9 protein-coding genes are annotated in these 14,056 nt (G+C 64.4%); 3 read left to right on the forward strand and 6 right to left on the reverse strand.

Annotated elements, in window-relative coordinates:
- Window positions 1-183: 183 nt before the first annotated feature.
- The 6 genes from H1D44_RS08080 to H1D44_RS08105 form a co-directional block, all read right to left on the reverse strand.
- A complete protein-coding gene (locus tag H1D44_RS08080; protein ID WP_181514339.1) occupies window positions 184-1,767 on the reverse strand; it encodes an indolepyruvate oxidoreductase subunit beta family protein in 1,584 nt (527 codons plus the stop codon).
- On the reverse strand, window positions 1,760-3,916 hold the full coding sequence (locus H1D44_RS08085; RefSeq protein ID WP_181514340.1) for a thiamine pyrophosphate-dependent enzyme: 2,157 nt from the start codon (window positions 3,914-3,916) through the stop codon (window positions 1,760-1,762). The genes H1D44_RS08080 and H1D44_RS08085 overlap by 8 nt, the downstream gene beginning before the upstream one ends.
- A 57-nt stretch (window positions 3,917-3,973) precedes the next feature.
- A complete protein-coding gene (locus H1D44_RS08090; RefSeq protein ID WP_181514341.1) occupies window positions 3,974-5,290 on the reverse strand; it encodes a TRAP transporter large permease in 1,317 nt (438 codons plus the stop codon).
- Window positions 5,291-5,294: 4 nt separating this feature from the next.
- Window positions 5,295-5,753, reverse strand: coding sequence for a TRAP transporter small permease (locus H1D44_RS08095; protein WP_181514342.1), 459 nt, complete (start codon window positions 5,751-5,753; stop codon window positions 5,295-5,297).
- A gap of 61 nt (window positions 5,754-5,814) precedes the next feature.
- Window positions 5,815-6,792, reverse strand: coding sequence for a TRAP transporter substrate-binding protein DctP (dctP, locus tag H1D44_RS08100; protein ID WP_181514343.1), 978 nt, complete (start codon window positions 6,790-6,792; stop codon window positions 5,815-5,817).
- 54 nt (window positions 6,793-6,846) lie between these two features.
- Window positions 6,847-7,929: a cyclase family protein gene (locus H1D44_RS08105; protein ID WP_220128029.1), complete on the reverse strand. Its 1,083-nt coding sequence runs from the start codon at window positions 7,927-7,929 to the stop codon at window positions 6,847-6,849.
- Window positions 7,930-8,300: 371 nt separating this feature from the next.
- Between H1D44_RS08105 and H1D44_RS08110 the strand changes: the two genes are divergently transcribed.
- The 3 genes from H1D44_RS08110 to H1D44_RS08120 all read left to right on the forward strand — a co-directional run bounded on the left by H1D44_RS08110 (window position 8,301) and on the right by H1D44_RS08120 (window position 13,997).
- Window positions 8,301-8,522 (forward strand): DUF2835 family protein, encoded by a 222-nt coding sequence (locus tag H1D44_RS08110; RefSeq protein ID WP_181514344.1) that lies wholly within the window; start codon window positions 8,301-8,303, stop codon window positions 8,520-8,522.
- Window positions 8,523-8,661: 139 nt separating this feature from the next.
- Window positions 8,662-9,939, forward strand: a complete 1,278-nt coding sequence (locus tag H1D44_RS08115; RefSeq protein WP_181514345.1) for a GGDEF domain-containing protein — start codon at window positions 8,662-8,664, stop codon at window positions 9,937-9,939.
- Window positions 9,940-10,013: 74 nt separating this feature from the next.
- Window positions 10,014-13,997, forward strand: a complete 3,984-nt coding sequence (locus H1D44_RS08120; protein WP_238984515.1) for an EAL domain-containing protein — start codon at window positions 10,014-10,016, stop codon at window positions 13,995-13,997.
- Window positions 13,998-14,056: the final 59 nt, after the last annotated feature.

Raw genomic sequence — 14,056 nt, forward strand, 5'->3', positions numbered from 1 at the left:
TGGGCGGGGTCGTGCAGCTTCATGCTGATGGCGAAGTAGAGGCCGGCGGGGCCGCCGCCGAGACAGGCGATTCTCATGGCTGTTCTCCGTCTTGTTGTACTTGAAATATTTAAGCTTGAAGTACCTATGCGCTTTTCGGGAACCTGCGTTCCTGTGTCTAGCGCTTGAATGTCTAAGGCATAGCTAGAGCTGCTTTACCGCGATACGCGACGGATCATCCTCGCTGCGTGCCGGCTGTTCCGGCTGCCACTCGCCAACGCTTTGCGTGAGGGTTTCGCCCTTTTCATCGGCGAGGGCGGCATCGCGTAGCTGGCGTAGCCGTGCGGCGGCATCTGGCGCGTCACCCTGGCGCTCGAAGGCCTGCATCAGGGTGTCGAAACTCGCCAGGCCGCGGCGGTGGGTGTCGCCATAGCCCTTGACCAGGCCCTGGGCCTTGATCACCTCCAGGGCGACCTCGGGCGAGATGGCGAGCGCCCGGTCGACGGCTGACAGCCAGCCATCGATGCGCTCACGCTCCTCACGGTAGCGCAGGGTCTTGCGACGCCAGCGGCGCAGGCTCGCCACGCTCATCAACAGCAGAAAGCCCCGTAATTTCTGGGGGCTGATGCGTCGCCCACGCTGGGTCAGCTTCGCCAGCGGACGGCGAACCCAGCCGGTACGCAGCACCCAACGCCCCAGGCCGGCGGGCAGGGTATCGCAGATCTCCTCGACGCGCGGGTGCATGAACTCGGCGGTATAGACGATCTGGTCCGGTTCGGCCTTGACCTCGCTGCGCACCCGTTCCACGCGGTCGCGACGGATCTTCAGGTCGGCGACACGAATGGTGTCCTCATAGCTCAGCCACAGGGCCAGGTGGCGTGCCAGCTCTCGCAGCAGGTGGTGATCGCCGGCTTGTTGCTGAAGCAATGGCAGGCGCTGCTGCAACAGAGCGAGATACTCGCTGGCGTAGGCGGCATCCTGATAGTCGATCAGGCGCAGCACGCCCTGGTGGATTACCTCGCGTGCCGGCTCGGGGAAGCGGCTGTCGACCTCGTCCTTCAAGGCGACGAGCTCCGCGGCCTCTGGGCGGGGCGCTGTCTCGCCGGGCCGGTGGGAGCTGGCGTCTGGCTCAGTGCGTGGCGCCGTGTCCTGGGCCTGGCGGTAGCTGTCATCGAAGGCGCGCAGGCTGGCCGTGACGCCGATGCCGCCGTCGCGTATCGCCTGTTCGAAGGCGGCACGCGGGAACGGCAGCGTCTGGCTGCCGGCCAGGGCGCCGAACAGCACGGCGCTGATCACGCTGCCCTGGCGGCGTGCCGTGGCCTCCATGTCGAACTCGATGAAGCGCAGGGCATGCTGATTGAGCTGCTCACGCACCGGCATCGGGTCGAGGATGCCGTCGCCCATGGCGCTCTTCTCGGTGATGCCGTAGACCCGGTGGCTCGAGGCAATCACCGTGGTGCGATCCGGGGTGACGAGCCCGCGTTCCAGTGCGCGGCCCGCCTCCATGAACTCGGCGGCCAGCACGATATCGACATCGCCGGGAGAGGGCATCAGCGCCAGCACCGGGGCCTGGCCGGTACGCTCGGCCTCGGCTTCCGGAAACAGCTCCAGATAATAGATGGTGGCTCCGGTGCGTTGGGCGACACCGGGCACCGAGGTGGCCTGGGCCAGGTAGCCGTGGCTCTCGGCCAGATGGACGATCCAGTCGGAGAGTACGCCGCCGCCCTGGCCGCCCATGGCCATGATCGCCAGCGTGATCGGTCGTGTGGCGTTGGTCAGGTCAGGCATGGGGTTCTCCCGTGAGATGCGCGGAGGGGGGCAGCTGGGCCAGGCGCTTTTCGCGCCATGCCTGCAGGCGCTGGATGAGGCCCTGGCGCCAGCGATGCAGCAAACGGTCCCAGCGATTGGGATGGCTGATCACATCGGCGCGATAGAAGGAGGGGCAGAGCACGGCGGCGTGGGCCGCCTCGCCGCACAGGCCGCAGCCGACACAGGTGTTGTCCACCTGGGCCACCGGGTGCTCGCGCAGCGGGTCGGGGTTGGGGCGGATCGACAGCGACGGGCAGCCGGAAATGCGGATGCAGGCGTGGTCCCCGGTGCAGGTGTCGCTGTCGACGCCGAAGCGCTGGCGCACGGTGCGCTTGCCCTCCTTGAGGGCCTGACGCACCTTGGGCTTTTCCCGCCGCTGCTTGTTCAGCATGCACTCCGACTGGGCGATGATCACCTTGGGGCCCTTCTCCCGGGTGGTCAGGGCCTCGGTCAAGGTGTCCTTCATGCGCTGCACGTCGTAGGTGTGATCGACGACCCGCACCCACTTGACCCCCACGCCCTTCACCGCCTGCTCGATGGGAATGTTGGTGTGGCGCAGGGGGTTCTCGGCGCGGGAGGAGGGCAGGTCCTGCCCGCCGGTGGCCGCCGAGTAGTAGTTGTCGACGATCAGCAGCACGTCGTCATCGCCGTTGTAGACGGCATTGGCCACGCCGTTGGTCAGGCCGTTGTGCCAGAAGCCGCCGTCGCCCATCACGCTGATGGCGCGTCCTCCCTTGGAGCCATGGAAGGCCGATGCCGCCGAGGCGCCCAGGCCATAGCCCATGGTGGTGTTGCCGATGTTGAAGGGCGGCAGGATGGAGAACAGGTGACAGCCGATGTCGCAGCTGACGTGACGCGGTCCCAGCTCCCGCTCGACTAGCTTCATGGCGGTAAAGATCGGTCGCTCCGGGCAGCCGGTGCAGAATCCCGGCGGGCGGGGCGGCAGGGCCGGTGCCTGAATGTCGAGGGCCGGCTGGGCCTCGGACGCAGGCAGCAGGTCCGGCTCTGCGGCAGCCAGGAAGTCGCGCAGGCCCTTGAGCATCACCTGGCCATTGTATTCACCGGCCTTGGGCAGCACGTCCTTGCCATGAATGCGCGTGGCGATATCGGCGCGGCGCAGGATGCTGGCCAAGGCCTGCTCCAGGTAGTCGGGCTGGCCCTCCTCGATCATCATCACGGCACGCTTGTCGGCGCAGAAGGCCTCCAGCTCGTCGTCCACCAGCGGGTAGGTGACGTTGAGCACATGCAGCGGAATACGCGTGTTGCCGAAGGTGTCGGCCAGGCCGAGGCGCTCGAGTCCGCGGATGACCGTATTGTAGAGCCCGCCCTGCAGGATCAGGCCGATCTCGCCGTGTTCGCCGGGGAAGGTCTCGTTGAGCCCGTGCGCCTTGATGTAGTCCACCGCCGCCGGCCAGCGCGCGTTGACCTTCTCGTGCTCGTGCTGGAAGCTCGCCGGCGGCAGCACGATGCGGCTGGTATCGCGCACCGGGTTGGCCAGGGCGTCATCGATGGTGAAGTCGGGCGAGCGGTTGGCCTGGGCCTGGAAGCGGCCGTGAACGTGACACGCCCGGATGCGCAGCTCCAGCATCACCGGGGTGTTGCTGGCTTCCGAGAGGGCGAAGCCGTGCTCCACCGCCTTGACGATGGAGGGCAGGTTGGGGCGCGGGTCGAGCAGCCAGATCTGGCTCTTCATGGCGAAGGCGTGGGTGCGTTCCTGCATGATGCTCGAGCCGTCGCCGTAGTCTTCGCCGACGATGATCAGCGCGCCGCCGGTCACGCCGCCCGAGGCCAGGTTGGCCAGGGCATCGGATGCGACGTTGGTGCCGACGGTGGATTTCCACGCCACGGCGCCGCGCAGCGGGTAGTTGACCGAGGCGGCCAGCATGGCGGCAGCGGCGGCCTCGCTGGCATTGTTCTCGAAGTGGACGCCCAGCTCCTCGAGGATCGGCTGGGCATCGGCCAGCACGTCCATGAGGTGAGAGATCGGTGCGCCCTGGTAGCCGCCCACGTAGGCGACTCCCGACTGCAGCAGTGCCTTGGTCACGGCCAGGATGCCCTCGCCCTGGAAGGTTTCCCCCTCCCCGAGGCGCAGCTTCTTGACCTCCTCGACAAACGTTCTTTCAGCCATCTTGTTCTCCTCGCCGCGCGGGCATCTTGCCCGCGTCGTGAGCGGTATCGTTGGGTGTCAGCGCATCAGGTTGGGTAGGCCGGTGGCGAGCCAGGGCAATGCCACCACCAGGGCCAGCACCAGTAGCTGCAGCAACAGGAAGGGCAGCGCGGCCTGGTAGACCTGGGTCAGCCGGATGCCGGCAGGTGCCACCCCCTGCATCACGATCAGCAGCAGCCCGAAGGGTGGCGTCAGGAAACTGATCTCCATGGCCACCAGGAACAGCACGCCGATCCAGATCGGGTCGATGCCCAGGCTCGAGACCAGCGGCATGAAGAACGGCAGGGTGATCATGATCATGCTGATCTGGTCGGCGAAGCAGCCCAGCACCAGCAGCACCAGCAGCATGCCGAGCACGATCATCAGCGGCGTCAGCTCCCAGGCGGTGACCACCTGCAGCAGGCCGCTGGTGGCGCCGGAGAAGGAGAGCAGCTGGGAAAAGGTGGTGGAAGCCACCAGCACGAAGAGGATCATGACCGAGACCTTGGCGGTCTCCATCAGAGCCGTGACCAGGGCCTGTCGAGTCAGGCAGCGATAGCACATCGCTGCGATCGTGGCGGCAACGGCGCCGAAGGCGGCCGACTCCGTGGGCTCGGCCCAGCCGGCCAGCAGGCTGCCCACCACGGCGACGAAGATACCGCTCAGCGGCAGGACGTAGACGCAGAACGGCTGCCAGCGCTCCCAGGTAGTGAGGCCGGGATTGCCTTCGTCTGCCGGGGCGAGTTCCGGGTTGCGTGCGCAGCGGATCATCACGTACAGCAGCACGGAGACCCCCATCAGGATGCCTGGAATGATCCCCCCGATCAGCAGCTGACCGATGGAGATGCCGGCCAGGCTGCCGAGGGTGACCGCGAGCGCGGAAGGCGGGATCAGCATGGCGATGCCGCCCACCGCCATGATCGGGCCCATGGCAATGGAGGGGTGGTAGCCGCGCTTGAGCATGTCCGGCAGCAGCGAGCTGCCCATCATGGCCGTATTGGCGATGCTCGACCCGGAGAGGGTGGCGAAGGCCGTGCCGCCGAGGACCGAGACGATGCTCAGGCGCCCCGGTATGCCCTTGATCAGGCGCTCGATGGCGGTGATCGCCTTGTAGGCAAGCCCGGTATGGAAAAGGATTTCGCCCATCAGCACGAACAGCGGTATGGGAATCAGGGAAAAGCTGGTGATGGCCTCGGCGCTGTTGCGCGCCATCTGCATGATGCCCATCTCGCCGCCCATGAAGACGTAGGCGCCGACGAGATTGACCGCAATGAAGGCAAACACCACCGGCAGACCCAGCGCCATGAGCAGGATGAGCCCGCCCACCAGCAGCAGTAGAGCTGAATGCCATTCCATGCCGTCAACCCTCCCGTGGCAGGATGAGGCGCCACACACGGCGCAGGAATTCGAGGGTCAGCAGGCCGAAGCAGAGGGTGGGCAGGACGAAGTTCCACCACTCGGGAAACACGAACGACTTGTAGACCATGGTGCCCCGGCTGAGGTAGTCGGAGCCGGTTGACAGCAGGAAGTAGCCGAAGCACAGGCTGATCGCGGCGCCGAACAGGTTGATCGCCATCTCGAGCCATCTGCCCGGCGCCTTGGGCAGGGCCTGTTGCAGCAGGTCGACCCGCACGTGAGCGCCGTGATAGAGCACCCAGGGAGCGGCCAGGAAGGTGGCGGCAGCGATGGCATATTCGCTGCCTTCCACCGTGCCGTAGATCGAGCCGAACCCCAGGTTTCGGCTCATCACGTTGAGCACGATGACCACCGAGACCAGGCCGATGATGACACCTGCGGCGAGGCCGCAGGCTTGCATCATGTAGTGATACACCTTCTGTAACGGTGATCGAGCCACTTTCTCGTGATGTACGATTGATGCGTCATTCACTGTCGAGAATCTCTCTCAGTCGTTCGGTGTTTTCGGCGTGCTCCTGAGCCAGCCGTTCCCACTGGGCTTCATAGGCCATTTCGAGGAAGCGCTCGCGATCCTCACCCTCGAACTCGATCACCTCGATGCCCGCTTCGGCCTGACGACGTTCCTCTTCGGCATTGATCTCGTCGTTGAGGCCATTGAGCTCCTCCAGCCAAATCGCCTTCTCGGTGAGGTAGTCACGCTGCTCGTCGGTGAGGTTGTCCCAGGTGTTCTGGTTGACCAGCACCCCGACTTCCACGTGGTAGAAGCCCGGATCGACCCGGTAGCGGGTATGCTCGTTCCAGCCGAGGTCGAAGATGCCCTGGATCGGCCAGCCGTAGCCGTCGACGATGCCCCGTTCCAGCGCGGTATAGACCTCGCCCGGCGGGGTCTGGGCCGCTTCGCCGCCCATGGCCTCGACGAAGGCGCGGTAGACCGGGGTGATGCGCATGCGCAGGCCGTTGAGCTCAGGGCCGTCGATGGGCTCGTTGAGATAGAGGTGGTAGCGATTGCCGTAGTTGGTATAGGCCAGGTAGTGCACGTTCATCTGCTCGCGCCACATCTCCTGCAGCTGCTCGAAACGGCCGGTTTCGCGCAGCTCCTCGGGCGAGAAGCGCGTCAGGTTCAGCGCATGGGCCGCCGGCAGCGAACTGGTATAGAACGCGGAGGTGACGAACGCCATGTCGACCACGCCGTTACTGACCGCATTGCCTACCTGGAAGGGGGGCATGGCCTCGGGGCCGCCGATGAAGTTGATCTGCACCGGGGCATCGGCATCGTTCTTGATCTCTTCGAGAAACTTTTCGAAGGTGTGCGGTATTGCCGTGCCGGGGTTGAAGGAACTGACGGTTCTCAGCGTCACCGTGTCGGCAGCGGCTTGCGTCACCAGGCCCAGGGAGACCAGGGCGGCGCCGATGGTGGTGGTCCAGCGAAGCTTGTCGTTCATGTCGTAACTCCCTTGTTGTTGTCGTGACGGGTTATCGGTTGGCAGGGACAGGTTTCAGGGGCGCGCAGGAGCGCCGATGGCCACCGGCCTGACCGGCGCCTGCGCGGCTCCCTGGGTCAGGGTGGGCAGGATCATGGTGCAAGAGGTCCAGACCCGGTCGGCGGCGAGTTCGCCCAGCCGCGCGTTCTGGATCTGGTAGATACCCGATTGCGTCAGGTTATGGTGATGGATGGCGAAAGGCAGACCATCCGGTACCCCCTTGGGTATGGCCTCGCCCGTCAGCATTCCTTCCGGGGCGGGGTCGGTGAAGGGGTTGTCCAGGGCGACCAGCACGATGGCCTGCTCTTCCAGCCATTCCATGGTGTCGTAGGCCAGGCCAGGGCCCTGGGTGTAGTAGCGATCGTCGTCCCAGTGCTCACCCCAGCCGGTATGAATATAGAGCACGTCGCCGGGAAGCAGGCCGCGCCAGGCGAGCCCCTGTGCCTCGATCATGGCCTGGATATCTTCTTGGGTGATGAGGTCGCCGGCGGCCAGCGGCTCGCCTTCGTTGAGGTATGCCGCGGCATCCAGCAGCACGGCGGAGGAGACGATCGGTGGCAGGTGTTCCAGGCCGAGCCTGGCGAGCGGTGCCTCCGGGCCAGGCTTGACGTCTTCCTGGGTGAAACCCCCGTAGTACTGCAGCGCTTCGGCAGGAAACTCCCCTTCACCGCTCCAGGGCTCGGGCAGGTAGGCGAAGTGGCCCAGGCCGTCGAGCTGGGTGCCCTGGCCGCCGATATTGCCGCTGGTCGACTCGGTATTGAAGCCATGGCGAGTGCCAGGGATACCGCTGGAGGGATCGAAGCGGTAGGTCTCCGGCTCGGCAAACGGCGACTGGGGCATCGTCGCAGTGCGTGGATAGGATAGCTCGTAGGACATTGCCTCGGGCTGCATCAGGTGGAAGGCGCAGCGCTGCCAGGTGCCGTTGCCCTGCGTGTTGCCCATACCGGCTTGGTCCGCATCCGGCCAGGGGGGCAGCGGGACGGGCGGAACCTTCTCCAGATGGGCCTGGTGATCGCCAGGTGCGGCTGCCAGGGCAGCCGAGCAGCTCAGGACTGCCATGCACGCGGCAGCGGGCAGCAATATCAAGCGGGATGTCATTGTCGTTGTTCCCTTGCTTGCAGTTCACGTTGGTTTGTCGTGCCTGAATCAGACTAGGAAGAAAATCGGTATATTTCAAGATTAAAGTTTCAGGCTTGAATACTTCGCGGGCTAACGTATTGAAAGAGTGTCACTTGGCTGGCAATGGGTGCCGGTGGAGCGCAGCTAGAGAACGATGCCAGGCGACTCGTCGATGGCTGATCTGGTCTGCCTGGCGCTTCGTAAGGCGTGTGAGTGCTCGAAAGATGGTATCTGTCAGTCGCTCCACAGGTAGAATGGTGGCGCAGGAATTGGCCTGGCCGGTTGCCAAGGGTGGCCGCGAGGATCTCTCTCCTTGGCATTCTTCAGGGGCTGGAAGGACGTTGCTTTCGATGCCGAGTATCGATGTGGTGCTGGACCTCTCTGCCGAGACTTGCCTGGCTCATTACGAGGGAAGGGTAGGGCAGGTCATGGCCTTCAGCCTGGATGGCAAGCGGGTCGTGTTTCCCGCCGAGGCGCTGCGTCGAGTGGTCGCTCGAGACGGCGTGCATGGCACCTTTCGTCTCGCCTTTACCGCCGAAGGCCGCTTTATTTCCATTGTGCGACTCGAATAGCAGCACGGCAGCCATTCTCCCTGTGCGCTAAAACAGTAAGTTCGAATTGGCGTCTTAATGACCGGATGTTTGCCCAATGTCAAACCCAGGTCTCTCGTTACAATGAGCAGGTTCTGATATAACCAAGGCAAGCACGGATATGCTTCGCTCATCGACCAGCCGCAGCGCGGCCGCTGCACAGGGCTCCATCATGCTCTTCAGCAAGACCCAGAAACCCCGCGAGTACCAGAACCGACGCCTGGATGCCTTGGCCGAGCCGCCGGAAGTGGGACATGAACTCTTCGTTGGCCTGAGCGCCCTGCGCGACACCCTCAGCAGTCGTCATCACAGCCGTGATTTCGTCTTTGCCCACGCCCGTTACCTGCGCAGTCGGGTGCTGGCCCTGGGGCTGATCTTTGCGCTGCTCTCGCCGCTGTGGATCGTGGTCGACTCGCTGGTGCTGCCTGCCGAGCTGCTGCGCTACACCCTGGTGGGCCGGGTCGTATTGATGCTGGGTCTGGTAGGCGTTCTGCTATTGGCCTACCTCAACCAGGAGCGGATACGGCGGATCCGCTTCAGCGCCGGCATGCTTCTGGCGCTACCGGCAAGCTTCTATCTGCTGGTACTGCTCATGCTTCCGTCGGAACATGTGCCGAACCTGGTGGGCTACGGCTTCATTCCTTTCCTGCTGGTCGCCGCCCTCAGTGTCTTTCCTTTTACGCTGCTGGAGTCGCTCCTGGCCGGCCTGGCGATGCTGGCACTGCTGGCCTTTGCCCAGATGATAGACGGCAGTTGGATGACCGGGCGAGGCATGGAAAGTCTTTGGCTGTTGGCCAGCCTGCTGCTGGTATCGCTGGCGGCCAACCACTTCCAGCTCAGCCTGCTGCTGCGGCTCTACCGCCAGGCGACTCACGACCCCTTGACCGGACTCTTCAATCGCGGCGCGCTGGAAGTGCACCTGGCCAAGGTCCAGGCCTGGCAGCGGGAGACGGAAGGCGAGGCCGGGCTGACCGGCTCAGTGCCTTGTTCGGTATTGATGCTCGATCTCGACCACTTCAAGGGGATCAACGACAGCTACGGTCACTCCGTCGGCGACAGGGTGCTGTGCCAATTTGCCGAGCTGTTGGTCAGTCAGACGCGCCGGCATGATTGCGTGGCGCGCTATGGCGGCGAGGAGTTCGTCATCATTCTTGTCGGCAGCGGCCAGGCCAGGGCCATGGAAGTGGCCGAACGGATTCGCTATGCCGTGGAGAAAAGCGAATTCACCGATCACGACGGCAGAGTCATCGCCGTGACCGCCAGCATCGGCGTGACCCGCCTGCAGCAGGATGAGCCGCCCCAGGCTTCACTCAGGCGCGCCGATGAGGCGCTTTATCGGGCCAAGAAGGAAGGGCGCAATCAGGTCGCGCCTGCCCTGGAACCGCCCGGTGACATCTAGCCCCCTCAAGTCTTGCAAGCTTCTGCCGATAAGGAGTCCTGAAGGACTCAGGGAACTTTGCGAGCGAGGAGTCAATGCCCAACAATTCTCAGCAGGTGGCGCTGCACACCTGGCTGGTGCTCGTGCCGGTGCTGCTGCTGGTCATGGGTCTTGTCAACGGCCTGGCCAGCTGGCAGCTGCCCGTGGATTGGCAGCCGGCCTGGGTCAGCCTGCCGATCATGCTGCTGGTAGGCAGCGGCCTGCTCGCCACCCTCAAGGGGCGGGTGGTGATTGCTCAGGCCTGTGGCATCGCGCTGCTGCCCGTCGGGCTTCTGGCCCCCTTCATGGGGTGGCTGCCTGCCGATGTCGGAGGCCTTCCGTTGCCTCGCCCTGCACTTACACCGGCAACCAGTATCGCCTTGCTGATCGGTTCGGCCTGCCTGATGGCTGGGCTAGCCACACCACGAGCGCGTCTGCTCTGGTGGGTCGGTGGCGTTGGCATCTGTGTCGTCGCCGCTGTGAGTACCCTGGCTGGCTTGCGTCCCGACCTGCTGTCGGCAAGTCCTTGGGGGGCTGCCTTCGCCACGCCTTTTACTGCACTTCCAGCCCTGCTTTGCGGTACCGCCATGGTCTTGATGGCACGCCATCCGGCTGTGACGCCAGTCATGGGGCGTCCCGTCATGCTGGCTTTGATGGTCGGCGTTCTGTCGAGCGGACTCGCCTGGTATGCGTTGACCTGGCAGCAGTACGATGCCCGCCAGCAGCATGCGACCGAGCTGCTCTACAGCTTCAAGACCAAGGCAGAACGAGTCGCGTTGGACCAGCAGCGCGAGATCCAGCGTATGGCGGTGCGCTGGGCGGAATTCGGTGGATTGCCGCCGACGGAATATCGGCGGATCGAAGCCGACACCACCTTTCAGGACATGGCCAGCCTCACCTCGCTGTACTGGCAGGCAGAGGAGCTCGAGCAGTTCAGCTGGGGCCGTGAGAGGGCCGAAGACTTTCAGATGCTGAACTGGCTGGAGCAGCACGACTGGCTGCTGGACTGGCTGGCGGTGGGCGGCTCCTACCCGCGCTGGGTGCTGCCAGACAGCGACCGGCCCGAGCTGGCCATGGTGTCGGTACCCTTGCCTCGGCCGGCCGAGGGGCGGCTGGTCGCGGTGCTCGACCTGGCTCGTCTGTTCCGGCAGGAGGTCGACGCGCTCATTACCCCGCTCGAGCTCTCCGTAGCTCGCCGGGGGAGCATGATGGTGGCCAATCACGTCGCCAGCGAGCAGGCGGGTGTAGAGCTCCAGCAAGGCCTCGTCGTGCTGCCTGGTGGGGAGACGGTTAGCGTTCAGGTGCGAGGCGAGGGGCCGCTGGCCGCTTCCAGTCTGGTGGGGTTGATGCCGCTTGCCGTGGCCGTGGGAGGGCTTCTGCTGAGCTACCTGCTGGCCTTCAGCCTGGCCATGACGGCCCTGAGCCGGCGTCGATCCCTGGCCCTTGCGCGTGCCCAGCGCCACCTGCGAGCTCAGCAGCGGGTGCAAACCCTGATTGCGCGGGACCAGCCGCTCGAAGAGACGCTCAGGGTCATCTGCCGCATCGTGGAAACCCAGGTGCCGGGCGGGATGGCGTCCATCATGCTGTGCGATGAGCCTCAGCTGACGCTGGATCGCATTTTCAGCCTCAAGCTGCCGCAAGCCTACCAAGATGCCGTCAAGGGGGTGGCGATTGGTCCGAGAAATGGCGCCTGCGGCCGTGCGGCCCATACGCGTGATCTGGTGGTATGCCGGGAGATTGCCAGCGACCCCGCCTGGCGTGGCTATCATGAGATTGCCGAGCGTCATGGCCTCAGGGCCTGCTGGTCTTTTCCGGTGATTGGCAGCGACAATCAGCTACTGGGTACCTTCGCCATCTATTACCCTCGACCGAGCGAGCCGGCACGAAGCGATCGTCGTCGCGTGCTGGAGGCCGCCGAGCTGGTATCGTTGGCGGTGGAACGGGAGCGCAACCGCCAGGCGTTGCAAGAGAGTGAGCAGAGGTATCGCTCGCTGTTCACCTACCATCCCGATGCGGTGTTTTCCCTGGATCTCGAGGGTGTGTTCACCTCGGCCAATACCGCCTGCAGCCAGCTCACCGGGCTGGCACACGAGACGCTGATCGGGACGCACTACTCGATGCTGGTGCCGGTGGAGGAGCGGGAGCGCATCAGCTCGCTTTATCGAGAGGGCAGCAAGGGCAAGGCCTTTCGTTATGAGCTCTCCATTCGAGACCATGAGGGGCGTGGCGTCCATCTCGATGTGACCAACCTGCCGATCGTCGTCAACGACCGGGTCACCGGCTTCTATGGCATAGCCAAGGACATGACCGAGAAGCATCGCCGAGATACCGAGCTGCGCTTGTTGCAGCGAAGCGTCGAGGCCAGCATCAACGGTATCGTTATCGCGGACGCGGGTCAGGACGACTTGCCGGTCGTCTACGTCAACGAGGCCTTCGAGCGCATCACGGGCTATCAGCGTGAAGAGGTCATCGGCCACAACTGCCGTTTCCTGCAGGGTGGTGAGACCGATGGCGAGGCCGTGAAGCAGATGGAAAGGGCGATGGCCGAGCAGCGCGACGTGGCCGTCACCCTGTGCAACTATCGCAAGGACGGCACGCCCTTCTGGAACAATCTCTACCTGGCACCGGTACGAGACGGCGATAACAGCGTGACCCACTATGTGGGAATCCTGCACGATATTTCCGAACGCAAGGCCTACGAGGCCAAGCTCTCGTTCCACGCCAGCCACGACGCCCTGACGGGGCTGGCCAATCGAAACCTGTTCGAGGATCACCTGCAGCACGATGTCATGCTGGCCAGGCGTCACGGTCGTCACCTGGCGGTGCTGTTCGTCGATCTGGACGACTTCAAGCCAATCAATGACAGTCTCGGCCACGAAGTGGGTGACCGGGTGCTGATTCTGGTCGCCCAGCGGCTGGCGGAGCAGCTGGATCCGGGAGATACGCTGGCGCGGTTCGGCAGTGACGAATACGTCATCCTGCTGCCGGAGCTGAAGCGCGAGGAGGATGCCATTCGCCTGGTCGAGCACCTGCTCGGCTGCATCCGCCGTCCTTTCCGGGTCGGGGAGCATGAGCTCTACATCGGCGCCAGCGTGGGCATCGCTTTCCTTCAGCAGGAGCTGGAGAATCCCGTGGAGCTGATTCAGCAGGCCGACATGGCCATGTACCGCGCCAAGCAGAAAGGGCGCAACGCCTGGGAATGCTTCACCAATGACATCAACGATGAGGTGCGCGCGCGCATGGCGCTGCGCAACGATCTGCAGGAGGCCATCGAAGCCGAGAACTTCGAGCTTCACTACCAGCCCCTCATCGATGCCCGGAACGATAGTGTCGTGGGATTCGAGGCCCTGGTGCGCTGGAAGCATCCGGTCAAGGGATACCTCTCCCCCGGGCTATTCATCCCGCTGGCCGAAGACACCGGTCAGATCGGCCCCATCAGCGAGTGGGTACTGCGCCAGGCCTGTCGCGACATGTGTCTGCTGGCGGCACAAGGGTTTGGCCACTATCGCGTCTCGGTCAATCTCTCCCCCTTGCAGTTCCGCCGCCCCAATTTCCTGGTCAACCTGCAGCAGGCCCTGCTGGAGACCGGGCTGTCTCCCGAGTGGCTGGAGCTGGAGCTGACCGAGGGTATTCTGATGGCCGATACCGCCGCGGCCGTCGATACCCTGCACCGCCTGCGCGACATGGGGGTGGAGGTGTCCATCGATGATTTCGGCACCGGTTTTTCCAGCCTCAGCTACCTCAAGCAGCTGCCGATCGGCAAGATCAAGATCGACCGCAGTTTCGTGCGCGATATCGCTACCAGCCGTCACGACGGTGCGATCGTCCAGGGCATCATTTCCATGGCGCACCACCTTGGCCTGGCCGTGGTCGCCGAAGGGATTGAAGAGACCGAGCAGCGTGACTTCCTCGCCGCGCATGGCTGCGACGTGTTCCAGGGCTTCCTGTTTGCCCGGCCGATGCCGCTGGACAAGTTGCAGGCTTACCTGCGCAAGCCCAAGGCAGTGGCACAGGTCTCGTCATTGCCGATCGACAGGTAGCCAGGGCAACGACGCAGCCAGGCAGGACGAAAACGATAAACGACATGATGGTGTGGAGA

Source organism: Billgrantia kenyensis (genome assembly GCF_013697085.1).
GTDB classification, from domain to species: Bacteria; Pseudomonadota; Gammaproteobacteria; order Pseudomonadales; family Halomonadaceae; genus Halomonas; species Halomonas kenyensis.